Origin of the sequence: Dickeya sp. MK7 (assembly GCF_000406305.1) — a bacterium.
In the GTDB taxonomy this organism is placed as follows: Bacteria; Pseudomonadota; Gammaproteobacteria; order Enterobacterales; family Enterobacteriaceae; genus Dickeya; species Dickeya fangzhongdai.
This window is the reverse complement of record NZ_CM001984.1, coordinates 4,138,501-4,164,837: the sequence shown is the minus strand read 5'-3', so window position 1 is coordinate 4,164,837 and position 26,337 is coordinate 4,138,501. Positions and strand designations below refer to the sequence as shown.

Annotated in this window: 23 protein-coding genes and 1 riboswitch; of the genes, 9 read left to right on the top strand and 14 right to left on the bottom strand. The window is 56.0% G+C overall.

Annotated features, from left to right (window positions below; genetic code table 11):
• Positions 1-2,904: an RNA polymerase-associated protein RapA gene (gene rapA / locus DXXMK7_RS17990; RefSeq protein ID WP_038920256.1), complete on the bottom strand. Its 2,904-nt coding sequence runs from the start codon at positions 2,902-2,904 to the stop codon at positions 1-3.
• A gap of 395 nt (positions 2,905-3,299) precedes the next feature.
• Positions 3,300-5,672, bottom strand: coding sequence for a DNA polymerase II (locus DXXMK7_RS17985; RefSeq protein WP_038920255.1), 2,373 nt, complete (start codon positions 5,670-5,672; stop codon positions 3,300-3,302).
• Between the two features lie 595 nt (positions 5,673-6,267).
• On the opposite strand from DXXMK7_RS17985, the gene DXXMK7_RS17980 reads away from it, so the two are divergent.
• From DXXMK7_RS17980 to DXXMK7_RS17955, 6 genes are all read left to right on the top strand, one after another.
• Positions 6,268-7,404, top strand: a complete 1,137-nt coding sequence (locus tag DXXMK7_RS17980; protein ID WP_038669270.1) for an ABC transporter substrate-binding protein — start codon at positions 6,268-6,270, stop codon at positions 7,402-7,404.
• 241 nt (positions 7,405-7,645) lie between these two features.
• The gene (locus DXXMK7_RS17975) at positions 7,646-8,545 is read left to right on the top strand and encodes a branched-chain amino acid ABC transporter permease (RefSeq protein WP_038920254.1); all 900 of its coding nucleotides are present in this window, start codon (positions 7,646-7,648) and stop codon (positions 8,543-8,545) included.
• A complete protein-coding gene (locus tag DXXMK7_RS17970; RefSeq protein WP_038920253.1) occupies positions 8,545-9,588 on the top strand; it encodes a branched-chain amino acid ABC transporter permease in 1,044 nt (347 codons plus the stop codon). The genes DXXMK7_RS17975 and DXXMK7_RS17970 overlap by 1 nt, the downstream gene beginning before the upstream one ends.
• Positions 9,578-10,357, top strand: a complete 780-nt coding sequence (locus DXXMK7_RS17965) for an ABC transporter ATP-binding protein (protein WP_038920252.1) — start codon at positions 9,578-9,580, stop codon at positions 10,355-10,357. The genes DXXMK7_RS17970 and DXXMK7_RS17965 overlap by 11 nt, the downstream gene beginning before the upstream one ends.
• The gene (locus DXXMK7_RS17960) at positions 10,350-11,045 is read left to right on the top strand and encodes an ABC transporter ATP-binding protein (protein ID WP_038665620.1); all 696 of its coding nucleotides are present in this window, start codon (positions 10,350-10,352) and stop codon (positions 11,043-11,045) included. The genes DXXMK7_RS17965 and DXXMK7_RS17960 overlap by 8 nt, the downstream gene beginning before the upstream one ends.
• 195 nt (positions 11,046-11,240) lie before the next feature.
• Positions 11,241-11,720: an Hcp family type VI secretion system effector gene (locus DXXMK7_RS17955; protein WP_038665623.1), complete on the top strand. Its 480-nt coding sequence runs from the start codon at positions 11,241-11,243 to the stop codon at positions 11,718-11,720.
• Positions 11,721-11,815: 95 nt separating this feature from the next.
• Here the strand turns inward: DXXMK7_RS17955 and DXXMK7_RS17950 are convergent, their stop codons facing one another.
• The 4 genes from DXXMK7_RS17950 to DXXMK7_RS17935 all read right to left on the bottom strand — a co-directional run bounded on the left by DXXMK7_RS17950 (position 11,816) and on the right by DXXMK7_RS17935 (position 14,466).
• Positions 11,816-12,367 (bottom strand): hypothetical protein, encoded by a 552-nt coding sequence (locus DXXMK7_RS17950; protein ID WP_038920251.1) that lies wholly within the window; start codon positions 12,365-12,367, stop codon positions 11,816-11,818.
• 109 nt (positions 12,368-12,476) lie between these two features.
• Positions 12,477-13,040 (bottom strand): hypothetical protein, encoded by a 564-nt coding sequence (locus DXXMK7_RS17945; protein ID WP_038920250.1) that lies wholly within the window; start codon positions 13,038-13,040, stop codon positions 12,477-12,479.
• A 1-nt stretch (position 13,041) separates the two neighbouring features.
• The gene (locus DXXMK7_RS17940; RefSeq protein WP_038920249.1) at positions 13,042-13,608 is read right to left on the bottom strand and encodes a hypothetical protein; all 567 of its coding nucleotides are present in this window, start codon (positions 13,606-13,608) and stop codon (positions 13,042-13,044) included.
• Between the two features lie 6 nt (positions 13,609-13,614).
• Positions 13,615-14,466: an N-acetylmuramidase family protein gene (locus tag DXXMK7_RS17935; protein ID WP_038920248.1), complete on the bottom strand. Its 852-nt coding sequence runs from the start codon at positions 14,464-14,466 to the stop codon at positions 13,615-13,617.
• 190 nt (positions 14,467-14,656) lie between these two features.
• Between DXXMK7_RS17935 and DXXMK7_RS17930 the strand changes: the two genes are divergently transcribed.
• A complete protein-coding gene (locus DXXMK7_RS17930) occupies positions 14,657-15,424 on the top strand; it encodes a DedA family protein (protein ID WP_038920247.1) in 768 nt (255 codons plus the stop codon).
• 45 nt (positions 15,425-15,469) lie between these two features.
• Here DXXMK7_RS17930 and ilvN read toward each other — a convergent pair whose 3' ends face one another.
• The 6 genes from ilvN to sgrR all read right to left on the bottom strand — a co-directional run bounded on the left by ilvN (position 15,470) and on the right by sgrR (position 22,922).
• Complete coding sequence (gene ilvN / locus DXXMK7_RS17925; protein ID WP_013319493.1) at positions 15,470-15,763, bottom strand: acetolactate synthase small subunit; 294 nt, start codon at positions 15,761-15,763, stop codon at positions 15,470-15,472.
• Positions 15,764-15,766: 3 nt separating this feature from the next.
• Positions 15,767-17,431: an acetolactate synthase large subunit gene (gene ilvB, locus DXXMK7_RS17920; protein WP_038920246.1), complete on the bottom strand. Its 1,665-nt coding sequence runs from the start codon at positions 17,429-17,431 to the stop codon at positions 15,767-15,769.
• 369 nt (positions 17,432-17,800) lie between these two features.
• Positions 17,801-18,493, bottom strand: a complete 693-nt coding sequence (thiQ, locus tag DXXMK7_RS17915) for a thiamine ABC transporter ATP-binding protein ThiQ (protein ID WP_038920245.1) — start codon at positions 18,491-18,493, stop codon at positions 17,801-17,803.
• Positions 18,477-20,087, bottom strand: coding sequence for a thiamine/thiamine pyrophosphate ABC transporter permease ThiP (gene thiP / locus DXXMK7_RS17910; protein ID WP_038920243.1), 1,611 nt, complete (start codon positions 20,085-20,087; stop codon positions 18,477-18,479). The genes thiQ and thiP overlap by 17 nt, the downstream gene beginning before the upstream one ends.
• The gene (gene thiB, locus DXXMK7_RS17905; protein ID WP_038921122.1) at positions 20,063-21,046 is read right to left on the bottom strand and encodes a thiamine ABC transporter substrate binding subunit; all 984 of its coding nucleotides are present in this window, start codon (positions 21,044-21,046) and stop codon (positions 20,063-20,065) included. Before thiB ends, thiP begins: the two co-directional genes overlap by 25 nt.
• A gap of 42 nt (positions 21,047-21,088) precedes the next feature.
• A riboswitch (TPP riboswitch) is annotated at positions 21,089-21,198 on the bottom strand.
• A gap of 56 nt (positions 21,199-21,254) precedes the next feature.
• Complete coding sequence (gene sgrR / locus DXXMK7_RS17900; protein ID WP_038920242.1) at positions 21,255-22,922, bottom strand: HTH-type transcriptional regulator SgrR; 1,668 nt, start codon at positions 22,920-22,922, stop codon at positions 21,255-21,257.
• A 111-nt stretch (positions 22,923-23,033) separates the two neighbouring features.
• On the opposite strand from sgrR, the gene sgrT reads away from it, so the two are divergent.
• Complete coding sequence (gene sgrT, locus DXXMK7_RS17895) at positions 23,034-23,192, top strand: glucose uptake inhibitor SgrT (protein ID WP_038920241.1); 159 nt, start codon at positions 23,034-23,036, stop codon at positions 23,190-23,192.
• Between the two features lie 120 nt (positions 23,193-23,312).
• Here sgrT and tnaA read toward each other — a convergent pair whose 3' ends face one another.
• Both tnaA and tnaC read right to left on the bottom strand, forming a co-directional pair.
• Positions 23,313-24,713 carry a tryptophanase gene (gene tnaA / locus DXXMK7_RS17890; protein WP_038920240.1) on the bottom strand — a complete coding sequence of 467 codons (1,401 nt, stop codon included), beginning with the start codon at positions 24,711-24,713 and terminating at the stop codon, positions 23,313-23,315.
• A 96-nt stretch (positions 24,714-24,809) separates the two neighbouring features.
• On the bottom strand, positions 24,810-24,920 hold the full coding sequence (gene tnaC, locus DXXMK7_RS22105) for a tryptophanase leader peptide (protein ID WP_071603989.1): 111 nt from the start codon (positions 24,918-24,920) through the stop codon (positions 24,810-24,812).
• Positions 24,921-25,169: 249 nt separating this feature from the next.
• Here tnaC and DXXMK7_RS17885 point away from each other — a divergent pair, with 249 nt between their 5' ends.
• Positions 25,170-26,069, top strand: a complete 900-nt coding sequence (locus DXXMK7_RS17885; protein ID WP_038920238.1) for a siderophore-interacting protein — start codon at positions 25,170-25,172, stop codon at positions 26,067-26,069.
• Positions 26,070-26,337 lie beyond the last annotated feature (268 nt).

The following is a 26,337-nucleotide window of genomic DNA, read 5'->3' as shown; positions in this document are numbered from 1 at the left end:
TTACTGGTGCGCCACCACCACCAGACGGATGGCATCCAGACGCCAGTTGGCCTGCTGCAGGTTGAGCAGCACCTGTTCGCGCTGTTCTGCCAGCGCCTCCAGTTCGTCGTCACGGATGTTCGGGTTGACCGCCTTGAGCGCTTCCAGCCGCTCCTGTTCGCGGCGCAGCTGCGTTTCGGCGTTGCGCTGCGCGTCGGCGATCAGCGCTTGCGCCTGCGCTTCCACCAACGGTTGGGCTTTCTGCAGCATGTCATGCACATCGTCCTGCACCGCATTCACCAGTTTGCTGGAAGTGTGGCGATTGACCGAACTCAGTTGGCGGTTGAAGCTCTCGAATTCCACCTGTGCCGCCAGATTGGTGCCTTTGCGGTCCAGCAGCACGCGAATCGGCGTTGGCGGCAGGAAGCGAGTCAACTGCAATTTCTTCGGCGCCTGCGCTTCCACCACGTATACCAGTTCCGCCAACAGGGTGCCGACCGGCAGCGCCTTGTTTTTCAGCAGCGACACGGCGCAACTGCCGGTGTCGCCGGACAGGATCAGATCCAGACCGTTGCGGATCAGCGGGTGTTCCCAACTGACGAACTGCGCGTCCTCGCGGGACAGCGCCTGATCGCGGTCGAAGGTGATGGTGCAACCGTCCTGCGGCAGACCGGGGAAATCCGGCACCAGCATATGATCGGACGGCGTCAGCACGATCAGGTTATCGCTGCGGTCGTCCTGATGAATACCGATGATGTCGAACAGGTTGAGGGCGAAATTCACCAGATTGACGTCGTTATCCTGCTTGGCGATCGCTTCGGCCAGCGCCTGCGCTTGTTCGCCGCCGTTGGAATGCATCTCCAGCAGGCGGTCGCGGCCTTGTTCCAGTTGGGTCTTCAGCGCGTCATGCTGCTGGCGACAGGTGTGGATGAACTCGTCCAGCCCCGTCTGTTCGGACGGTTTGGCGAGCAGGTTGATTAATTGCTCGTAGTGGCTGTCGTAAATCGAGCGGCCGGTCGGGCAGGTGTGCTCGAACGCATCCAGCCCTTCGTGGTACCAGCGTACCAGCAGCGCCTGAGCGGTGTTTTCCAGATAGGGCACCAGAATCTGGATATCGCGGCTCTGGCCGATACGATCCAGTCGACCGATGCGCTGTTCCAGCAGATCCGGGTTGAATGGCAGATCAAACATGATCAGGTGACTGGCGAACTGGAAGTTGCGGCCTTCGGAACCGATCTCGGAACAGATCAGCACCTGCGCGCCTTCCTCTTCGGAAGCGAAGTACGCAGCGGCGCGGTCGCGCTCCAGAATCGACAGCCCTTCGTGGAACACCGCGGCGCGGATGGCTTCGCGGGTGCGCAGCACCTGCTCCAGCTGCAGCGCGGTGGCTGCTTTGGCGCAGATCACCAGCACCTTCTCGTCGCGGTGGCTGGTCAGAAAATCCAGCATCCATTCGACGCGCGGATCGAAACTCCACCAGGTGGCGTTGTCGTCTTCAAATTGCTGATAGATCTGCTCCGGATAGAGCATGTCGCGCGCGCAATCTTCAGCGGATTTACGGGCATTCATGATGCCGGACACGCGGATCGCCGTCTGGTACTGCGTCGGCAACGGCAGCTTGATCTGATGCAGTTCGCGTTTCGGGAAGCCTTTCACCCCCTGACGGGTGTTGCGGAACAGCACGCGGCTGGTGCCGTGGCGGTCCATCAGCATGGTGATCAGTTCCTGACGCGCCGCGGCGCTGTCGTCGCTGCCGCTGGCGATGGACTTCAGCAGCGGCTCGATATCCTGCTCGCCCAGCATGTCGCCGAGCGCGTTGCGATCGCTGTCGTTGATGCTGTTGCCGCTCAGCAACAGGGTGACCGCGTCGGCCACCGGGCGGTATTGCTGTTGTTCGGCGATAAATTCGTGGTAGTCATGGAAACGGTTCGGATCGAGCAGCCGCAGACGGGCAAAGTGGCTCTCCTGACCCAATTGTTCCGGCGTCGCGGTCAGCAACAGCACCGCGGGGATGGCGCGCGCCAGACGCTCGACCGCCTTGTATCCGGCGCTGGGCGCGGCTTCGCTCCATACCAGATGGTGCGCTTCGTCCACCACCAGCAGGTCCCAGTCGGCGTCCAGCAGTTGTTCGAAACGGGACGGGTTGCGGCGTACAAAATCCAGCGAACAGATGATCAACTGCTCGGTTTCAAACGGGTTGTCGCTGTCAAGGCGGGCTTCGGCGTAGCGCTCGTCGTCGAACAGCGAGAACAGCAGGTTGAAGCGGCGCAGCATCTCCACCAGCCACTGATGCTGTAATGTTTCCGGCACCACGATCAGCACGCGTTCCGCCCGGCCCGCCAGCAACTGCTGGTGGATAATCATGCCGGCTTCAATGGTTTTGCCCAGCCCCACTTCGTCCGCCAACAGCACGCGCGGCGCATGGCGCTGGCCCACTTCGCGGGCGATGTGCAACTGGTGCGGAATCAGGCTGGCGCGCATGCCGCGCAGTCCGCCCCACGGCTGCAACGCCTGTTCGAGCTGGTGACGGTGCGCGCGGTAACGCAGCGCAAAGCGATCCATTCGGTCGATTTGACCGGCGAACAGCCGATCCTGCGGCTTATTGAACGTCAGCTTGCTGTCGAGGAACACTTCCCGCAGTTCGGCGGGTTCATCGGTGTCCAGCCGCTGGCCGATATAGGTGCGCAGACCATTCTCGTCACGCACGTCCTCCACCCGTAACTGCCAGCTTTCGTGGCTGGTGACGGTATCGCCGGGATTGAACATGACACGGGTAATGGGGGCGTCATTTCTTGAATAGAGACGGTTTTCGCCACTGGCCGGAAACAGCAGAGTGACCATGCGGGCATCCATCGCCACTACCGTACCCAATCCTAAATCGCTTTCTGTATCGCTGATCCAGCGTTGACCAAGTGTAAAAGGCATAAATTCTAAGCTCGATACTCGTCGTTGTCGGAGAATGTCTGAACAGAGGGCCGCCGACCCCTGCGTCCGGCAATACCTGACCCGCCCTGCGCGACAGTGGTGATGTCGGGCACAGCCTGTGATGCGGGTGTGGGGAACGCCCCGGGTATTCCGGTTATAACCGTCATACTTCAAGTTGCAGGTGCGTTGGCTTCCTTGGCTCATCCCGGTCACTTACTTGAGTAAGCTTCCGGGGATTCGCTGCGTCGCCGCCTTCCTGCAACCCGAATTATTTAGGGTATATTTAATTGACCGCTGTCTAACAGACAGACGTGGACTCACGCCTGATATTTTTGAAAGGGCGCTATGGTACTGGATGGTAGCCTGTTCGTCACCTGTCAGGCACCATCGGATTGTTAAAATAGCCCCATCTGTCCGGTAATCAGTGTAGCAAAATCATCGTGAATGAAAGGCAGTATCGCATCGGCCACCGGTTGTAACTGCTTTTCCACGTAGTGACTGTAATCCAACGGCGAGCGGCGATTCTCCAGCGGTTCCGGACCATTCACCGTGATGACGTAGCTTATCCAGCCGCCGCTTTGGTATTGCAACGGCCGGTCATGCTGGCGGTTGTAGTCGTCGGCCATTCTGGCGGCGCGAACCTGCGGCGGCACGTTACGCTGGTAGTCGCTCAGTTTGTGACGCAGACGTTTGCGGTACACCAGCAGGTCGTCGTGTTCGCCGTTCAGCGTCTTCGCCACGTACTCCCGCACCCATTCCTGATACGGTTCGTGGTGGAAGATGCGCTGGTAAAGTTGTTGCTGGAATTGCTGCGCCAGCGGCGTCCAGTCGGAACGCACCGTTTCCAGCCCTTTGAACACCATCTGCTCGCCTTGCCCGGTAATGGTCATGCCGGCGTAGCGTTTTTTGCTGCCCAGTTCAGCGCCGCGGATGGTGGGCATCAGAAAACGGTGAAAATGGGTTTCGTACTCCATCTCCAGCGCGCTGTTCAGCCCGTGCTGCTGGTGGAGGTGCTGTTGCCACCAGTCGTTGATATAGGCCACCAGTTCACGGCCGATAGCATCCGCCTCATCCTCGCGGTGAGCGCGTTTAAGCCAGACGAAGGTAGAGTCGGTATCGCCGTAAATCACCTGATAGCCTTTGGCTTCAATCAGAGAGCGAGTCTGGCGCATGATCTCATGGCCGCGCAGGGTGATGGAGGAGGCGAGACGCGGATCGAAAAAGCGGCAGCCGCTGGATCCCAGCACGCCGTAAAACGCATTCATGATGATTTTCAGCGCCTGCGACAACGGTTTGTTGTTTTCCTGCTTGGCGAGGTCGCGCTCATGCCAGATGCCTTCCACGATGGCGGGCAGACAATGGTGCCGGCGGGAGAACCAGGCGCCGCGAAAGCCTTCCACCGCATGTTGCTCATCCGGCTGCTGTAAACCGGTTACCAGACCGACCGGGTCGATCAGAAAAGTGCGGATGATCGAGGGATACAGGCTTTTGTAGTCCAGCACCAGCACCGAATCGTACAGACCGGGGCGGGAATCCATCACGTAGCCGCCGGGGCTGGCTTCCGGCGGCACTTCGCCGAGATTGGGCGCCACAAACCCGGCCCGGTGCATACGCGGCAGGTACAGGTGGGTGAACGCCGCCACCGAACCGCCGCTGCGGTCCGCCGCCAGCCCGGTTACGCTGGCGCGCTCCAGCAGAAAAGGCATCAGGTGGGTTTTCTCGAAAATGCGCGTTACCAGTTCGCAGTCTTTCAGGTTGTAGCGCGCCAGCGCGGGCTTGTCTTGCTGAAAGCGTTGTTCAATCTCTTCCAGCCGCTGATAGGGATTATCGCTGGCCTTGCCTTCGCCCAGCAGCGATTGGGAAACAAATTCCAGGCTGAACGAGGCAAAGTTCCAGGTGGCGGATTTTAGCGCCTCGATGCCGTCCACGATCAGCCGGCCCGGCGCGCCGGCGAAGAAGTGCCCTTGCCGGTAGCCGTGTTCGCGCCATTCCAGCTCCTGGCCGCCGCGCCCTAGCCGTAGCGGAATGCGGTAGCGCTCGGCGTGCTGTTGCAGCACCCGCAGGTCAAACTGCACCAGATTCCAGCCGATGATCACATCCGGGTCGTGGGTTTGCAGCCACTGGTTGAGTTTTTCCAGCAGTTGCGGGCGGCTGGCGACGTATTCCAGCGTCAGATCGCCGGCATCGTCGACGTTGCCGTTCTCCGGCCCCAGCATAAATACCTGACGCTGGCCGCAGCCTTCCAGACCGATGCAGTACAGCTCGCCGTGACGGCTGGTTTCGATATCCAGCGACACGGTTTTCAGCGGCGGGCGATAGTCGGGCGCCGGTTTCAGCCTGACCTGGTCGATCAAACCATCGGCGCTTTCTTCGCCGCTGAACCAGACCGGGGCGGTAATAAAGCGCTCCATCAGAAACCGTTCCGGCGGGCGGATATCCGCCTCGTACACCGGAATCCCGGCTTCCTGCAGTTTCTTTTCCAGGCGCAGCAATTGGCGATATTGCAGGCAGTAGAGCCCGAGTTGCGGTTCGTGGTGGAAGTTTTTCAGCGCCAGCGGCCGCAGTTGCCAGTTCCTTTCGCCGCTCAGTAGCTGGGTAATCTGTGCCTGATGCCGCATCGGCACAAACGCCACGGCCTGCTGCGGAGATAGCCTGACCCGGCAGGGGCCGTTATCGGTCGCCAGCCAGCATTCGACCTGAACCCCGGCGGGCGTGTCCTGCCAGTGGCGGGTCAATACGAATCCCTGACGCGGTGGTGAAAGGGTCATGGCGTGTAGTCAGATGGATAAATGAAATAATGCAGTAAATTATGTATATGCATACAGTATTTGTCCAGCGCTATTCCCCTGCATCGTGATGGCTGGCCTGGTGTGTTGCGTCATTGTTAAAAACGTTTATTTATTTAACCTGAGCGTATTCCATTCAGAATAAAACAACTCAGAATAAAACGACGAAAACGAAATTATTCCAGAAATAATCGCTGAAACCGGCAGGCCGAAAAAGGATAAACAGAGAATAATACATTTATGGGGAAATACATGAGCATCAATATGGCATGTTTTGCTATTGGTTGATTTATCTGTGAAAAATTACGCCGTTTTCGCACTAATAAAAAGCATGGCGGTGACGAATTGGTGCATGAGCGTTAACGGTTAATCAGCTGAGCTGGAAATTATTCATATCTTTTTCTTTTACGTTTTGATTATTAATACATTAATTATTTTTGTGTATTTGGCATATTTATTGCTGCCTCTTCCCCGGTGAACAGCCTGGATATCCTGTCACACAGATCTTCTTTTTATCACCCTGTATACAGCGTCATTTCATAGCTGAAATGTGATGTTTATTTTTGAAGAGGCGATCATGAAGAACAAATTTTTCAGATTTACTGTCGCAGCGGTAGCCGTATCGTCTTCACTGGCTTCAGTGGGGGCGTGGGCGGATGACATCAAGATTGGCGTGGTATTGCCCCTGAGCGGTGCATTGAGCGGTTACGGTCAGCCGTCCCTGAAAGGACTGGAGCTGATTAACGGTATCGAAACCAAACTGAAGAATGGCGACACCATCAAGCTGGTGGTGATTGACGACAAGAGCGACAAAGTGGAAGCGGCCAACGCCATGCAGCGACTGGTGTCCAGCGATAAGGTGGACGCGGTGATCGGCGAGGTAACCTCCACCAATACTATGGCGATGACCAAGATGGCGGAAGATACCAAAACGCCGATCGTCTCGCCGACCGCCACCAACGACCGGGTGACCAAAGGCAAAGAGTACGTCAGCCGCGTCTGCTTCTCCGACAGTTTTCAGGGCGTAGTGGGCGCCAACCTGGCGACGCGCGATCTGAAAGCGAAGAAAGCCGCCATCATGTTCGATAGCAGTAATGACTATTCGGTCGGGCTGGCCAAATCGTTCCGCACCCAGTTCCTGAAAAACGGCGGCACCATTCCGATTGAAGTACAGGCGCCCGGCGGCAGTAAGGATTTCAAAGCCCAGCTCTCCACCATCAAATCTCACAATGTGGACGTGATCTATATGCCGATTTACTACACCGAAGGCGCGCTGATCGCGGTGCAGGCCAAACAGCTCGGGCTGAAGGTGCCGGTGGTCGGCGGCGATGGTCTGGCGGCGGACCCGGTGTTCTTCAAAATGGGACAGGACGCGGTGGAAGGGTGGATGACCACCGACTACTACTCGCCGAACGCCAAAGAGCAGACGCCGGAAGGGGAAAAGTTCATCAAAGCCTGGACCGCCAAATACAAGGAACCGACCCACACCTGGGGAGCGATGACGGCGGATGCCTACAAGATGATCGTCAACGCCATGAACACCTGTAGCGATCCGCACGATCGCGTTTGCGTCAACAAGGCGATCCGCGCCACCAGCAACTTCACCGGCATCACCGGCACCCTGACCCTGAAAGACGGCGACGCCATTCGTCCGGCGGTGATCAACGAGGTGAAAGGCGGCGAGATGGTGTTTAAAACGGTGATCAATCCGTAATCGGCGGTGCCCGCGGCCGACATGCCGCTATCAACGCGCAGGACGCGGGTTCACAGGAGCCGATGGACAAGCCCGATAATGCAGAAAGCGGATGCCCTATTTTTTCCGCGCCGCTGCGTGACTCGCCGCTGGTCTGGTCTACCACACTTCACGGCTGGCGCCCTGCCGCGCGGAACCCTCGCCGCCAGCGGCATCCGCGAATAAAAAGGCGGGGCGCCGCCTAACAGTAAAGGATGACATGATGGATCTTGCCGTTTTCTTACAGCAAGTGGTCAATGGCATGAGCCTTGGCAGCATGTACGCGCTGATCGCTATCGGCTACACCATGGTGTACGGCGTGCTGCGGCTGATCAACTTTGCTCATGCCGATATCATGATGGTCGGGGCTTTTATGGCCCTGCTCGGTTTTACTTCCCTCGGGCTGCCTTTCGGGGCCGCCGTGATTCTCGCCATTCTCATCGCCGCGCTGCTGGGGATCGCCATCGATCAAATCGCTTACCGCCCGCTGCGGCAGGCGTCGAAGATCTCGATGTTGATCACCGCCATCGGCGTCAGCTTTTTTCTGGAGAATCTGTTCAATGTGGTGTTCGGCGGTAGCCCGCGCTACTTCGAGTCGCCGCCGTTCTTTAATCAGACCATCAATCTCGGGCCGATCGTCGTCACCAATGTGGCCTGGATCGTACCGTTGATGACGCTGGCGCTGCTGGCGGTGATCCTGTGCATTCTGTATCGCACCCGGCAGGGGATGGCGATCCGCGCGGTGGCGTTTGACGTCAACACCGTGCGGCTGATGGGTATCGACGCCAATCAGATCATCGCCTTCGTGTTCGCCCTCGGCAGCGCGCTGGCGGCGCTGGGCGGCGTGTTCTACGCCATCAGTTATCCCTCAATCGATCCGCTGATGGGGGTATTGATCGGTTTGAAAGCCTTCGCGGCGGCGGTGCTGGGCGGCATCGGCAGCGTCACCGGCGCAGTGATCGGCGGTTTTATCCTTGGGTTCACCGAAGTGGTGGCGGTGGCGATGTTTCCGGAACTGGGCGGCTATAAAGACGCCTTTGCCTTCATGTTTTTGATTCTGGTGCTGCTGTTCCGACCGGTGGGCATCATGGGCGACGAACGACTGGAAAGGAGCCGTTTCTGATGAGAATGCCGCGGACTTCCCCGACGATGTGGCTGGGGTACCTTGCTGTGTTTGCGCTGGCTTTGCTGGCGCTGACCGGGTTGGATACGCTGTTCGACGACTATATCGTGCGCATCTTCTGTAACATCTTCATTTTTATGATTCTGGCGGTCAGCTATAACCTGATTAACGGCGTGACCGGGCAATTGTCTCTGGAGCCTAACGGTTTTGTGGCGATCGGCGCTTACATTACCGCGCTGCTGTTGCTGAGCGCAGACGCCAAAACCAACATGTTCGAGATGACGGCGCCCAGCCCGCTGATTCTGGCGGTGCATGCGTCGTTTCTGCCGGCGCTGATCATCAGCGGCGTATGCGCGGCGGCGGTGGCGGTGTGCCTGTCGTTTCCGGTATTTCGCGTGCGCGGCGATTATCTGGCGATCGTCACGCTGGGGTTCGGCTTCATCATCAAGATTTTCGCTATCAACAATCCACAATTCACCAACGGCGCCATCGGCCTGAACGAGATCCCGCAGGTCAGTCACATTCTGTACTGGTGCGGTTTCATTGCGCTGGCGGCGGTGTTGTTCATCCTGCAGGTGGTGTACTCCAAATACGGCCGCGCCATGAAAGCGGTGCGTGACGATGAAGACGCCGCCATTGCGATGGGCATCAATACCTTTCGCATCAAGACCTGCGCTTTCGCCACCAGCGCCTTTTTCGAGGGGATCGGCGGCGGGCTGCTGGCGTCGCTGTTGACCATCATCTCGCCGGATCTGTTCGACTTCATGCTGACCTTCCAGTTGCTGATCATCATCGTACTCGGCGGGCTGGGCAGCACCACCGGCGCCATGCTCGGCACGATCATTGTGATCGGCAGCGGCGAGTGGCTGCGCTTCCTCGATCAACCGCTAACGCTGTTCGGCCAGGATCTGGGCGCGCATCCGGGGCTGCGCATGGTGGTGTTTTCGCTGGTGCTGCTGGTGATCATGCTGTTTGCCCGTGAAGGGCTGCTGGGCAAGCAGGAAGTCTGGGATATCCGCAGGAGAAGCGCGAATGGAAAATAACCCGTTATTGCGTGTTGAGGGCGTCACCATGCAATTTGGCGGCCTGCGCGCCATCGATAGCGTCAGCTTTACTATCAATCCGGCGGAGATCTTTGGGCTGATCGGCCCCAACGGCGCCGGTAAAACCACGATGTTCAACGTGATCACCGCCAACTATAAACCGACCGGCGGCGCCGTCTGGCTGGACGGGCAGACGCTGGCCGGGCTGAAACCCAATCAGGTGGTCAACCGCGGTATCGCCCGTACTTTCCAGAATATCCGCCTGTTTCCGTCGATGACGGTGCTGGAGAACGTACTGATCGGTCTCGATCGCTTTATCCCGTACTCGTTTCTGGAGGCGGCGCTGCGTATCGGCCGCTTTTTCCGCGCCGAGCGACAGGCGCGGGAAACCGGCATGGCGTTGCTGGAATACATCGGCATCGCCGAACACGCGCATTCGCTGGCCACCAACCTCAGCTACGGCAACCAGCGCAAGGTGGAGATTGCCCGCGCGCTGGCGACCTCGCCCAAGCTTTTACTGCTGGACGAGCCGGCTGCCGGCATGAACCCACGAGAGACGGCCGAGCTGGCGCAGCTGATTTTCCGCATGCGCGCCGACTACGGCCTGACGGTACTGCTGATCGAGCACGATATGTCGTTCGTCAACACACTGTGCGAACGAGTGATGGTGCTGGATTACGGCAAACCGCTATTTAGCGGTACGCCGCAGGATGCGGTAAATCACCCCGAGGTGATCGCCGCCTATCTGGGGGACATCGATTATGCTTAAAGCCAGCGATCTGCAGGTGTTTTACGGGCTGATTCAGGGGCTAAAAGGCATCGATCTTGAGGTTAACAACAGCGAAATCGTCACCCTGATCGGCAGTAACGGCGCCGGGAAAACCTCAACCCTTAACGGCATCATTAATCTGGTGAAATCCACCGGGACGGTCGGTTTTCTCAACGAGGATATTTCCCACAGCCCAACGCATCAGATCGTGCGTAAAGGGCTGGCGCTGGTGCCGGAAGGGCGCAAGGTGTTCACCAATCTGACCATTGAGGAAAACCTGCGCATGGGCGCCTACAACAACCCGGTCAATTTCGCCTATCTGCGCGACAAAATGTATGCGCTGTTCCCGCGTCTCAAAGAGCGGCGCAGCCAGATGGCGGGCACCATGAGCGGCGGCGAACAGCAGATGCTGGCGATCGCCCGCGCGCTGATGAGCGAACCGGTGTTGCTGATGCTGGACGAGCCAAGCCTGGGGCTGGCACCGAAGGTGGTAGGCGAATTATTTTCAACCATCAAGCAGTTGCAGAGGGAAGGCATCACCATCCTGCTGGTAGAACAGAACGCCACCGCCGCATTGAAAATCGCCGATCGCGCCTATGTGCTGGAAAACGGACGTATTGCATTGCACGGCCCGGCGCAGGACATTCTCGCCAATCCAGAGGTGAAAAGGATGTATTTGGGGGGATAGATGATGGTGTGCCGATGACGCTTACACGGGACCCTGCTTTGCATAAAGCGGGGAAACCTGGATTAATGCGTCGTCGATAGGGCAATTTTTATTGATTAGACTTATGGATAGATAAGATAAATTAAATTATTATAATTGCCTTATTGCTTTGCTTATGCTTTACACCATCAATTATATTGAATTAAAGGGAATTTTATGGCCAATATCATTTATCTGAAAATAGAAGGCAAAAACCAGGGGCTGATTTCTTCAGGGTGTGGATCTTATGACTCAATGGGGAACAAATGGCAGAAAGGTCATGAGAATGAAATTTTTGTCTATGAGTTAAACAATGCGGCAGAGCGCATTGATAATGTTGCATATCAACCTGTTGAAATTAGAAAACCAATCGATAAATCGACGCCGCTATTGCTAAGCGCGTTAAACGAAAATGAATACTTAACCTGTACCTTCATTTTCTACCGAACCTCAGAAAATGGAGGGATGGAGCAATATTTTTCAATGAAACTGACTGATGCAAAAGTAAAAAATATCAGAATGCATTATCCCAGTTCGATAACACACAACGAATATCAACCAGAAGAATTTATCTCTTTTACTTATAAAAACATGCTGTGCGAACATATCAAAGCTGGAACCAGTGCATATTGTATTTGGGAAAGTCAGTCGTTTTAATTAGCAGTTCTTCCTGTGTTATTATCTGGCATCATCGTGTGATATTAGGTGCCAGATAATTAGTTTTAAATTTAGTGTTTTTAGCTTTTCACAGCTTACGGATTTTCTTCAAGATATTTTTTAAGATCAATGATGCTTTTCTTTTCAGAATAAAACTGTAGCTTTTTAATTGTATTACTTATATCGGTTATCGTTTTTCTTTCTTTATCTAATTCAAGTAAGAAATAGTTTTTCGATGTTCTGTCGCGCAATGCTACGGTATAAACAAAACCAATGAACGTTTTTCCTTTAACTTCAATTTTTCCTACCGCATCGAGACTCAGGCAGGTCACTGTTTCAAAAAATCCCCGACCGATAGAAATTTTTATATCTGAGATATTTTTATTATCTGAAGACCATCCAATGAAACAGAGTGGTTCAATGTTGTTGTAATATCCTTCTGCAGGTACGATAGTGCCTATGTATTTCCCGTTTTCGCTGATGTCGAAAGTCTGATCTTTCTGTATTTTTATACGGCTTATTTCTGATGATTTCCCCTTTTTTATTAAATTATTCAATATGCTACTATCATCATTTTGAGTTAGTCTAATAGTAGAGTATGAATTCAATGGAATTATCAATATGAGTATTGTCAACAGAGCTTTCATTCTTTCTTTTCCATCATTTTTTTAAGATGTTTTCTGATTGCAGCAATAATTTTTAATCGATGCATAAGATTGTAATGAAATTATCATTGTGAATATCACTATGTTGCTCTCACTCTTGTCTTTCCTCGAAATTTTCAAGATATTTTCGTAGCGCTGCAATGCTTTTTTTCTCACCATTATTTTGTAGAGTATCAACAATTGTACTTTTATCTATGATTGTTCTTTTCTCTTTATCTAACTCTAGCACGAAATAGTTTTTCGCTCGTCTATCTCTCAAACCAACTGTGTAAACAAATCCTATATATGTTTTTTCTCTAACTTCTATTTTTCCAACAGCATCAAGGTTTAGACAGATTGAGTTTTCAAAATCACCCTGGCCAATAGATTGAACGATATTACTAATGTTTTTTTTGTCTACAGACCAACCAATAAAACACATCGGGTTGTATTTTTTATAATATCCTTTAGCAGGAATTAATGTACCTATATATTCCTCATTTTCAATGATGTTAAAAGATTGACCCTTATGTGTTTTTATCTGGTCTATTTCCAAGAGCTGAGATTTTAGAGATACTAATGATAATAGATTATTGCTATCAATCGGCATTAATGTAATTGATGCATACGCTTGAAGTGATATTGATAATATCATTATTACCAGTAATTTCTTCATGCTATTTCTCATCGATTTTCTTTATATCTCTTCTGAGATCAGCTATACTCTTTTTTTCTGAGTCATTTTGAAATTTTTCAATAAGTTGACTTTTATCTTCTATAGTTGTTTTTTCTTTATTCAGTTCGATGAGAAAGTAGTTTTGAGCATACCTGTCTCTCAACCCTACAGTGTATACAAAACCAATAAAGGCTCTTCCTTTTTCCTCTATTTTTCCTATTGCATCAAGTTTTGAACAGAGGGAAAGCTCAAAATACCCTTGCCCTATTGATGGGATAATTTTTGATATTGTTTTTTTATCAGTTGACCAGCCAATAAAGCATAATGGATCATAATTATTATGAAACCCTTTTGCAGGTATTATTGTTCCGATGTATTTTCCATCATCAGTAATATCAAACTGTTGATTGTCTTGAATGCTTATCTCAATAATTCCCTTGCTATTTCCTTCTTTTATTATTTCACTTGATAAAGTTTTATCTTCATTTTTTATTAAATTAATAGTTGCATTCGAATGGAACGAAACCAGTAGTGCCATTAATAGTGAAGCTAATGCTATTTTCTTCATATAATATTACCTATTAGTTAATCTTTGATAATTATTTGCTATTTTAACATCGTAGTGCTTTTCTGCGTAGGACACACCATTATAAGATCGTGCAAATTTTACCCAGTCTTTATGCCTTAATGCAGAAAGTAGAATAGGGGTATTTTTTACATGATTAATGAAAGCGAACACCTGACCGTCAATACTTCTCATTGCAGAAACGAAACTTTCGATATCATCAAAGCCTGCGGTTCTATAATTCTCCCCCATAATCTGGAATGCCCCCCATGAGGCTGACATCCACGCTGCTCGTCGATCCAGTATCATTGCTGTTTCAAGTCGTTCATATTGTTGGCTTTCTAAACCATAGGATGTATAACGAGAACCCGATATATCCGGATGTGACCGGTCGTATCTACCTTGTGTCAGACGACGAAAGTAGTGTCGTTCATAAAGTATCTTGGGTTTTCCCGGACTGAGAAACGCGCTATTTAGCGCGGTTTCGGTCATCACAACTGCTTTAATTGCCGCCACTTCACAGTTCAGCTCTCTGGCCGCATTCAGGTAGAGCTCTTCGGAAACGCTGTCGCCAGAATTGTCAGAGAAAGAAGGCTGAGAGGTTGCCGGGCGTCGGGTGTGAAGGTGGTTTAATTTTCTCAGTGTGGGTCCGTGTGGGGAGACGATGCCGTCAGGCGTACCCATTCCTAATATCTGGCGTTGAAATTGAGTAATCGCGGTTTGTGTTCTGATGCCGACAATACCATCAACGCTCAGAGTTCCGTTTGACCGGCTATTCAGCAACTGTTGAACGGTTTTTACGTCTTCAGCCCTGTTAACCTGCCCCTTGCCAACAGGAAAAGCAATCCTGGCTTCTTCCATGAATCAATCCATTTATTTTCTTAAAGTGATGCTTTTATAACAACAAAATGGCGCAGCTTCAAGGAAGTGGCCGTCCGGTAATGATGAACCTCGCGTCAGTTGCGTTTTTACTACTATCTGCCATATTCCCGCCGTTTCCTGCTATCATCCCGTTATCTTTGTTCATAAAAAAGCAGAAATGTAGAGATTTATGGAAGCCTGGCTGGAGCATCTGATCACTCAATCGTTAGCGTATTCGCTGACGGCGGTACTGCTGGTGGCGTTTCTGGAGTCGCTGGCGTTGGTGGGGCTGCTGTTGCCCGGCACGCTGATGATGGCGTCGCTGGGCGCATTGATCGGCAGCGGCAATATGGGGCTTTACCCGGCCTGGGGCATGGGCATTATCGGTTGCCTGCTGGGAGACTGGATTTCCTATTTCATTGGCTGGCGTTTCAAGGATCGGCTGCATAACTGGTCTTTCCTGCAAAAGCACCGCGCTTACCTGTATCGCACCGAAAAAATGCTGCATCAGCACAATATGGCGACCATTCTGATTGGGCGGTTTTTTGGCCCGACTCGTCCGCTGATCCCGATGGTGGCGGGAATGCTGGAGTTGTCGCCCCGGCGCTTTGCGTTGCCGAACATCATCGGCTGTCTCACCTGGCCGCCGGTTTATCTGATGCCCGGCATTTTGGCCGGAGTGGCGATCGATATCCCCAAGCAGGCCGACAGCGGCAGTTTTAAATGGCTGCTGTTAATCACGGCTATCCTGCTGTGGGGAGCGGGCTGGTTGGTGTGGCGTCTGTGGCGTGCGCGTCGTGGAGCAAAAGCCGAATCAACCGGTTGGTTGACGCCTGCCCGTTTGTACTGGATGGCGCCGCTGGTTTCGGTTATCGCCGCCGCCAGTCTGTGGCAGTTGTGGCAGCATCCGTTGATGCCGGTGTACCGTCGCCTGCTGTGGCAAATTCTGATTGGTTGAATCCGGCTCGAGGGCCATACCAGGAATCGGTATGGCCCCTGCGGCTCAGCGGTAAAACTCCGCGACCTGATCAAAGATACGCATCTCTTCGCCGTGGCGGGTCACCTGCAGTACATCTTCCAGCTTTTCCACCTGACTGATCATCTGCGGTAGGCGTTGATCGTCTTTCACCAGCAGCCAGATGCGGCTCTGCTCGTTGCCCGGCAGCGGCATACACATGATGCCTTCCACGTTGAAAGCGCGACGGGCGAACAGCCCGCACACGTGCGACATCACGCCCGGATGGTTGCGTACCGATAGTTCCAGCGTGACCTGTGCGGTAATGGATGGGGTCTGCATGATTTAATCTCCAATCATCTCAATGTTGGCGGCACCCGGCGGTACCATCGGGAACACTTTTTCGTTGATATCGATAGCGGCGTGGATCAACGTCGGGCCGGGTCGTTGCAGTGCGTCGCGCAGGGCGGCTTGCGGATTATCCGCCGCGTTCAGATCGCAAGTGGCGAAGCCGAATCCGGCGGCAATCGCCAGAAAATTAGTCTGATAGCGGTAGTCGGACGCCACAAAATTCTGCTGGTAGAACAGATCCTGCTGCTGGTGCACCAGCCCCAGCGACTGATTGTTCATCAGCACGATTTTGACGTTCAGGTTCTCTTCCACGGCGGTGGCCATTTCCTGAATGTTCATCATCAGGCTGCCGTCGCCGGAAAAACAGACCACGGTTCGCTGTGGTTCCGCCAGCGCGGCGCCGATAGCTGCGGGCACGCCAAAACCCATCGTGCCGAAACCGCCGGAGGTCAGCCACTGGCGTGAGCGTCGCAGCGGATACGCCTGCGCCACCCACATCTGATGCTGACCGACGTCGGTAGTAATGATGGCCTGATCGTCCAGTTGCTCGGCCACGGCGCGGATCAACCCGTAGTGACTGAGCGGGTCGTCGGCGTTTGGCATGCTGAATGGGAATTCACATTGCAGCGCGCGCACCTGAGCGAGCCAGTCGGCGCGTGGTTGACGGTCAACCAGCGGCAGCAACTGATCCAGCGCCTGCGCCACATCGGCGTGGAGCGCCACGTGCGGCTGACGGATCTTGCCGAACTCCGCCGGATCGATATCGATATGGACAACGCGGGCATCCGGGCAGAACTCTTCCGCTTTGCCGATGGCGCGATCGTCAAAGCGGGCGCCCAGTACGATCAGTAAGTCCGATTGTTGCAGGATCATATTGGTGTAACGGGCGGCGTGCATGCCGAGCATGCCAAGCGACAGCGGATGATCCACCGGCATGGCGCCCAGCGCCATCAGCGTCATGGTGGTGGGCAGCCCGGCGCGTTCCGCCAGGTCGATAGCCTGCTGATGTGCGCCGGCGCTGATGATGCCGCCGCCCAGATACAGGATCGGTCGCTTGGCCTGATTGATCATCGCGGCGGCGGCGCGAATGGCATCCTGATCCACTGCTGGCGCAGGGGTCAGTTCGGCCGGCGCGGGCAGCTCCGCCAGTTCGATGGTGGCGGTTTGCACGTCTTTGGGGATGTCTACCCAGACCGGGCCGGGGCGACCAGACTGCGCCAGCCGGAAGGCGTCATTGATGACCTGCGGCAGTTCGCTGATGTCGCGCACCAGATAGTTGTGTTTGGTGACCGGAATCGAGATGCCGTAAGTGTCTACTTCCTGAAAGGCATCGGTGCCGATCATGCCGGACGGCACCTGGCCGGTGATGCACACCAACGGAATGGAGTCGAGTTTGGCGTCGGCGATGGCGGTGAGCAGGTTGGTGGCGCCGGGGCCGCTGGACGCCATGCAAACCGCGGCTTTACCGCTGGCGCGCGCCATACCCTGCGCGATGAATCCGGCTCCCTGCTCATGGCGGGCGAGTACGTGGCGAATGGTGCGGCTTTTTCCCAGCGCATCGTACAGCGGCAGCGCCGCGCCGCCCGGGATGCCGCTCACTGTGGTGATGCCTTGCTGCTCCAGCAGACGGATGATCAGCTCAGCTCCTGTATAACGCATAGTCATATCCTTTATCAGAGCCGGTGTCAGGAGGAGCGGGGAGGGTGGAAAAAAGAAACCCCGCTCGGCTTGCGCCGGCGGGGTTTGGGAATCTAGGCTTGATTCGGAACCCGTTACGGCGCGCTGCCGACCACGACCACCACGCGCACGACGACGACCGCGTCAAGCAGCGCGGTGTTGTTTAGTAGTGCGAAAGTAGAGGCGGCGTGTTTCACGGAGAACCTTATATTCGTTTGGGTTAATCAGCGTCTTCATCTAACCATGAGTGCGGAAAATCAGACAAGGCTCCGTTACGCTGAAAAAGCAAAATCGTGCGATAGATCACATTTTTTTGGTAAGGGTTTCACTTTGTCATTTCAGACCGAACTGTCATCCCAGACCGAGCACCCGCGCCGCATCCGGATGGCTAGCCAGTTCGTTGGTCGGGCCGTCGTGATAGATGCGGCCGTCCACCACCAGCACGCTGCGCGGCGCAATACGCGCGGAGTCTTCCAACTGGTGAGACACCATCAGCAGCGTCAACTGGCGATCCCGGCAGATCTCGTCCACCAGCGATAACATCTCCTGACGCAGGGCCGGGTCGAGCGCCGAGAACGGCTCGTCCAGCAGCAGGATCGGCTGCCGGCGGATCAGACAGCGCGCCAGCGCCGCCCGTTGTCGTTGACCGCCGGAAACCTGCGACGGCAGGCGCTCCAGCAGCTCCGACAGTCCCATGCGGCCGGCGATATCGCGCAACGTATCTCGCTGTTCCGCATTCAGTTTCAGGCCGGGATGCAGGCCGAGCGCGATATTCTGCGCCAGCGTCAGATGGGGAAACAGGTTGTTTTCCTGAAACAGGATCGACACCGGGCGTTTTGCCGGTGGCGTGGCGCGGTGATCCTGTCCATTAAGCTGCAAGCGGCCGCCGTCGGCTGGCAGAAAACCGGCGATCAGGCTGAGCAAGGTACTTTTTCCCGCGCCGCTTGGGCCCAGAATGGCGATACGCTCGCCGGGCTGCGCCTGTAAATCGAAGCGCATCGGCAGGTGTTGGTAGAGATAGGTCAACTTATCGAGCGCGATCATTAAGGCCTGCCAGTTTTTCAATCAGGGTAAACAGCATAAAACACAACATCAGCAGTAAAAGCGCCGTCACCGCGCCGTCGGCGCTGCGATAAGCGCCAATCTGCTGATAGAGATAAAACGGCAGGGTGCGAAACTGTTCGTTGCCGAACAGGGCGATGATGCCGAAATCGCCCACCGAGAGCACGCTGGCAAAGGCCAGCGCCTGGGCGATGGGCGCGCGCAGCGCCTTTAGTTCCACCACTCTGAGACGGTGCCAGCCGCGGATATCCAACGACTGGCACAACAGACTATAACGCGCCGCCGTGTCATACATCGGGTTTTCCAGCACTTTCATCGCATAGGGTATTGCCAGCAGCGCGTTGGTCAACACCACCAGTCCGTAGGGAGAAGCCGGTAATCCGATGGTGCGGTTAAACAGCAGGAAAAAACCGGACGCCAGCACAATCCCCGGCATCGCCAGAATCAGCATCCCGCTTATATCCAGCAACTGGGCGGAGAGCCGCCGCCGGCGCAGTTTCAGTTCCCGGCTGCTCCACAGCAGCATCAATGTCAGCACCACGCTAAGCGCGCCGGCGGCCAGCGCGATGCGCAGCGACGTCCAGAGCGTTTGCCATAACGCGGGCTGACGCAAGACATCCGGCAGCGAACGGTTCAGGCCGTCCGCCACCACCGCCAGCAGCGGCGGCAACAGCAGTAGCAACGCTGCCGCAATCAGCAGCGTATCGGTAACGCGGCTGAACCCGCTGTCCTGCGGATCGCGCCAACGCAGGCGGCTACTGGCTCCCACCGCCAGCAGCCGGCTCAGCCGCTGACTGAACAACACCAGCCCCAGACAGCACGCCATCTGCAACAGCGCCAGCAGCGCGGCGCGCGCCGGGTCATAGTCGAAGCTCAACGCCTGATAGATCGCCAGTTCGATGGTGGTGGCCTGCGGGCCGCCGCCCAGCGCCAGTACGGTGGCGAAGCTGGCGAAACACAGCATGAAAATCAGCGCGCCGGCAGGCAACAACTGACGGCGCAGCCACGGCCACTCCACCAGCCGGAAAAAGTGCCAGCCGCGCAGGCCGAGCTGGGCCGCCAGTTGACGCTGCTCAGTGGCGATGCCTTCCAGCGCCTGCACAAACAGCCGGGTCGCCAGCGGCAGATTAAAAAAGACGTGGGCCAACAGAATGCCCTGCAAACCATAAGGCGAAAAACGGTATTCGATACCGAATTGCATCAGCAGGCGCGCCAGCCAGCCTTCGCGGCCGTAGACGCTGAGGATGCCGAATACCGCCACCAGCACCGGCAGCACCAGCGTCATCGCGCACAGGCGCAGCAGCAGGCGATGGCCGGGAAAGCGGCGGCGGTACAACGCCCGCGCCAGAAACAGCGCGGGCAGCGTGGAAAGCAGCGCCGACAGCAGCGCCTGCCAGAAGCTGAAGCGAATGACATGCCACAGGTAGCTGTCATCCCACAGCGATCGCCAGGGCGCGCCGGGCGCGTCCAGCCACAGCGCGGCGAACGCCAGCGCCGCGGTGCCGGTCAGCAGCGCGGCCGCCAGCAGCCCCGGCCACAGCCAGCCGGGAATCAGCGGCTGACGGCGCGTTGCCATGCCTGTACCCAATTCGCGCGCTGCTCGGCCACCTGTTGCGAGGTGAACTCCAGCGCGGTAGCCGGCAACGACAGGGTGTTATAGCCCGCGGGCAGCTCGGTTTTGACAACCGGGTACATCCAGTTGGTGGTCGGGATGATCTGCTGGAAGGTCGGGCTGACCATAAACTGCAGGAAGCGCGCCGCCAGTTGCGGATTTTTGCTGCCGGCCAATTGCGCGGCTACTTCGACCTGTAGATAGTGGCCTTCGCTGAAATTGGCCGCCGCGTAGCTGTCTTTCTTCTCGGCGATGAGGTGGTAAGCCGGGGAGGTGGTGTAGCTCAACACCAGATCGGCTTCGCCTTTCAGGAACAGGCCGTAGGCTTCGCTCCAGCCTTTGGTGACGGTGACGGTTTTGGCCGCCAGTTTCTGCCAGGCTTGCGGCGCCTTGTCGCCATAGACTTTCTGCATCCACAGCAACAGGCCCAGACCCGGCGTGCTGGTGCGCGGATCTTCATAGATCACTTTCCACGGCTGGTCGCTTTCCACCAGTTCGCGCAGGCTCTTGGGCGGGTTTTTCAGTTTGTCCTTGTTGTAGACGAAGGCGAAATAGCCATAGTCGAAGGGCAGGAAGGTGTCATTATGCCAGCCGCCGGGCACCGTCAACTCGCTGGTGTTGACGCCATGCGGGGCGAACAGGCCGGTCTGCGCTGCCGCCTGTACCAGATTGTTATCCAGCCCCAGCACCACATCCGCCGGGGTATTTTTGCCTTCCATACGCAGGCGGTTGAGCAGAGCGACGCCATCTTCCAGCGCCACGAATTTCAGCTCGCAGTTGCACTCTTTTTCAAACGCGGTTTTGACGCCCGGACCGGGGCCCCATTCCGAGGCGAACGAGTCGTAGGTGTAGACCGTCAGGGTCGGTTTGGCGAACACAGGGGCGGACAGCAGTAACAGGCAGGACAGTAATTTCTTTAACACTTTGCGCTCCAATTGTTGAAGGCGGCAAAGGTCTTTGAGCAAGCGGGATGCAGTCTCAAATCCCTTCGCCGGTATTAACCGGATCAGGTTCGACGGGTATTTTCTCAGCGATGCAACGCCTATGCGCGTTGACCGCACCCCGTTGAGAACGGCGGTATTGTAAAGTGTTTGTCACATCAGGAAAAGCGCCATGACCGGCGACGAGCGCTCATGGCGTCGGGTTCGGCGGCGCAAACCAGGCGGATTTGAAATCGAACCAGCCCAGCGTGTTCATGCGTAGCCCCCGCATGCTGGCCTGCCCCTGCAACCGCAACCAGTGGTGGAACAACGGGTGGAGTTGCTGGCGGCTGACCAGCGACTGGCACCATTCCGCCAGCGACAGCTCGCTCTGACGCCACTGACGCGCGGTGTGTTCCAGCTCGTCATCGCCCAGACAGTGCCGCAGCAGCGGCAGCTCGTACAGCATCGCGAACAGCGAAAATTCCAGCGGTAGATAAAAGTTGGCGCTGCCAAGCCAGAGATCGCTGGCGTCGTCGCCCTGACACCAGGCATCGAACTCCAGGCAGCGTAGCGTCAGCGTGACGCCGTGCGACGCCAGCAGGCGGCTCATGATGCTGCTTATCACCGCGTATTCGGGATGGTCACGGTAGCAGATGAGGGTGAGGTGGGTCAGGCCAACCGGTTTTTCCCGTACCGCCCGCGGTGGGCTGTGATGCCAGCGCGGCAGCAGGCCATAGGCGGGGGACCAGTCGCTCTGGTACGGGCTATCGGCCAGGCCAAGCATCGCCACCGGGCTTAACACCTGACACAGCCAGTGACGGATCTCCGGATCCGCCATCTGCGGCGAACGGCGGTCGAACAGCAGGAAATAGCAGCCTTCTTCCAGCCGGTTCTCCAGTTCATTGTCCGTGGTGTCGTCTCCCTGCAATGTAACCGTACAGGCGGGAATGATCGGCGCGTCCGGCAGCACCCAGATACTGACTTCGTCAATCAGCGCCCGGTAGCCGAAGTAGTCGTCAAACGCGGCGATTTTCAACTGGTTGGGCGAGTTGCGCACCACCTGATACGGCCCGGTGCCGATGGGCTGGCGCATAAAGTCCGGCAGCGTTTGCCACTCTTTGGGCAAGATCATCGCCGGTACGCTGCCGAGCAGCCACGGCAGCCAGTCATCCGGCATGCTGAGCCGGATATCCAGTACGAACGGCGTAGGGGAGGAGATGTCGGTCAGGTGTGAGAACAGCGGCAGCGCCGTCAGCCGGGATAGCGAGGCGATCACGTCCTCCATGGTCAGCTCCCGACCGTGGTGAAAACGGATGGCCGGGCGCAGATAGAAACGCCAGTGCAGCGGCGACAGCGCCTGCCAGTGGTGAGCGATATCCGGCAACAGTTCCCCATTTTCCTCATTTAAGCTGGTCAGCCCGCTGAAAATCTGACGGGCGATGTGGGTTTCCGAACGCCGCAACGCGCTGCCGGGCAACAGGTTGTGCATCGGCCGGTAGTACAGGATACGCAGCAGATGGCGCCCTTGCCGCACGCTACGCCCGAGGTGGGACAGCAACATCTGGCGCACGGTTTCCTTGTCGCCCACCAGTTGCACCAACTGGTCGATGCGGTCCTGCTCCAGCAGGTCTTCGGCGCGCTGCTGTTGCAGGGCTAACCCCGTGTAGAGAAAGCCGAGGCGCGAGCGTTTGCCGCGCCCGGCTTCCGCCTGCCAGGTGAGCCAACCCTGTTGTTGCATGGCGTTCAGCAGAGAGCGGATATGACGGCGGGAGCAGTTGAGCAGCAGCGCCAGTTCCTGCAGCGTGGTGTCGGTATCCTGACCTTGCAGGCATTGCCATAACCGGATGAATTGTTGTTGCAGGCGTGGCGAGGACATAAAAGAGGAACTCCGTGGCTCAAGCTCATCAATATATTTTTCCCTATATTACGCGGATACTTTCAGTCAGTGAATGGTTCAGTACGTGAACCGCCGCGAAGGGGAGGCAATATGTGCCGGTTATTCCGCTTTTATCATCACTGGCTCTGCCGGGGATGCCGCCGGGGATGGGGCGCACTCACCGCCGCCCAGCGGATGGCGTTGCTGCTGCAGGTTACCCAATGGCAGATCCGGGACATGGATGAGGAAGACTATCGTCGCTGGTTGTAAGGCCGGCGGCGACATCGAATGAGAGTGAGAACAGCGGCGGGAAACCGCCGCAGTGTTCTGAGTAATGGTGCTGTTCACCAGCCAGCGGCGTATTCCGCTGGCTTTTTTTATGGCGGAGCGTTATTCCACCGGTTTCAAGCGGGCGACAAAGTGGCGTAATACCGGCGGTTCGTAGGTAAAAGTCAGGCCTTTGATGCTGCCGGCTCTTTCCTTCAGCGCGATCAGCGAGTCGGCGATGTAATCCATGTGGTCGTTGGTATACACCCGACGCGGGATGGTCAGGCGCAGCAGTTCCAGCGGCGACGGTTTCTGCTCGCCGGTGTCCGGATCCCGCCCCAGCAACAATGAGCCGATTTCCACGCTGCGGATACCCGCTTCCAGATAGAGCTCGTTATTCAGCGCCTGCGCCGGGAACTGTTCCGCCGGGATATGCGGCAGCAGCTTTTTGGCATCGACAAACACCGCGTGCCCGCCTACCGGGTATTGAATCGGGATACCGCCGGCGCGCAGGCGCTCGCCGAGGTAGGTCACCTGACCAATGCGGTAGGTCAGATAGTCCTCGTTCATGCCTTCTTCCAGCCCGATGGATAACGCTTCCATGTCGCGCCCGGCCAGGCCGCCATAGGTGACGAAGCCTTCCATCGGCACGCAGCGAATACGCACCTCATTGAACAGCTCTTCGTCACTGCGAAAACAGCACAGGCCGCCGATGTTCACCATCGGATCCTTTTTCGCCGACATGGTGAGCATGTCGCCGTACTGATACATCTCGTGGACGATCTCTTTGATCGAACGGTTTTCATAGCCGGCTTCGCGCTGTTTGATAAACCAGGCGTTTTCGCAGAACCGGGCCGAGTCGATCACTACCGGGATCCCGTGCTGCTGCGCGATGCGATACACCGCGCGCATGTTGCCCATCGAGATCGGCTGGCCGCCGGAGCTGTTACAGGTGACGGTGGTAATGATCGCCACCACGTTGTCCGCGCCGTGCTGTTCAATGGTGGTTTGCAGCAGGTCAAGGTCGAAATCGCCCTTCCAGTCGTAATAGGTGGTGGTATCGAAGGCTTTTGGCGTCACCACGTTGATGGCGCGCGCGCCGTTCAGTTCCACGTGGGCGGCGGTGGTATCGAAATGGAAGTTGGAAATAAACACCGGTTTCTTGCCGCCGCCGGCGCGCTGTTTTTTGGCGATCAGACACGGGAACAGGATTTGCTCCGCGCCGCGCCCCTGATGGGTCGGAATGGTGAACGGATAACCCAGCAGCGCCTTCACCTGATCACACAGGTGGTAGTAGTTGCGCGACCCGGCGTAGGCCTCGTCGCCCATCATCAGCCCCGCCCACTGGCGGTCGCTCATGGCGCCGGTGCCGGAGTCGGTCAGCAGGTCGATATAAACATCTTCGCTGCGCAGCAGAAACGGGTTGTAGCCTGCTTCCTGCAGGGCGCGTTCCCGTTCGTCGCGGGTGGTCATACGGATGTTTTCTACCATTTTGATGCGAAAAGGCTCAGGAATGCGTTTCATGCGATATCTCCATGACGCCCGTCGGCAGACGTAACCGCCGCGGTATGACGTCAAAAATAAATTGAAATAAAAGGGAAAAATCAGAGCAAAGCTGAATCAGGCATGAAACGGGCGTGGGAAATCGTTGGTGAGACGGTGGTCGATGTTGAACCAGGGGCGACAATCGCCGGAGAGGCTCAGGCGATAACACCGGATAACGCGTGTCATGAGGTCTCCTTATCTCGTGAGTAACGAATAATCAGAATAGGCGAAAAGCGGCGGACAAAACCGTGATCCCGCAGGCAATCCGGAGGTGGCTGGCGATGATTGATGTGAGAATAGAAATTGAGTCAATAATGTTTCTCATTATCGTGAGTAAGTGATAAAACTGTGCGGGGTTTGAGGCCGTTATCGGCACAAGTCATTAACAGGCGGCACGTTGCCGGAGAGTCACAAGCAGAGAGGTAGAGGCGAGTTATGGCTGGGGTAAAGGAATATAAAGTGTTTGATGTTACGTTGTCCCACAAGACATTGCTTACCCCATCGCTGATGCGTTGTGTATTCAGCGGCGAAGCGGTGAAGAAGATGAAAATCTGCTCGCCGGATCAACGAATTAAAGTATTGCTGCCCGCCGAGGACGGCACGCCGCCGCGTCTGCCGGATGTCGGCGAGTGGTACAAGCTGGTGCAGGCAATGCCCAAAGCGCAACGCCCGATTCCCCGCACCTACACGCTGCGCAGTCTGGATACCGTCGCCGGAGAAATGGTGGTGGAGTTCGTGGTGCACGGCACCGAAGGCCCGGCTTCAGCCTGGGCGATGAGCGCGCAGCCCGGCGAAGAATTGCAGGTAGTGGCGCCGCGCGGCGATTTTGCCGGCGATAACGGCGGCTATGAATGGGTACTGTCGGAAAATACCCGTCAGGTGCTGCTGATGGGGGATGAAACCGCGCTGCCGGCGATCAAAGGCATTCTGGAACAGTTATCGCAACTGGATAACCCGCCGCAGGTGCAGGCTTTTATCGAAGTACCGTTGCAGGCGGATTGCATCGACTATCGCCATCTGGCGTTCGCCGAAGTGGTGTGGCTACCGCGCGAAGGTACCGACGCGAGCTATGGCGAGCGCTTGCTGGACGCGGCGCGTCAGTCGGTACGTCTGCCGGAAAACACTCACGCTGGCGCGGTAACGGTGGCTGAGATTCCGGATGGCGAAATCATGTGGGAGCGGGCAAATGCCCAGCAAGGTCAGTTCTTCGGCTGGGTAGCGGCCGAATCGTCAGCGGTGAAAGCACTGCGCCGTTACCTGTTGGGAGAAAAAGGCATGACGCAGGAGTCCATCACTTTTATGGCTTACTGGAGCCGCGGTCCGCGTCCACACTGAGGTTGTTGACAAACAACCGTGTTGTTTTGTTGCTGGCGAATTTATGCAAGAGCAGTGAGAAGTTTCGTGCGTGATAAAGACGGTTGTTCCTTTGCAACGTCATCGCACGCACGACAAGGAGAGGCTTGTATCTTGCTCATGTCGTGATTAGCTATCACGACATGAAACAGAGTGAGCTTCGAAGGAGAGCCAGGGCTATAAACCTTGTGGTTGAGTTTAAGCCCTATGTTTCACCTTTCACGCCAGCATTAACATTGAACGGTTACCT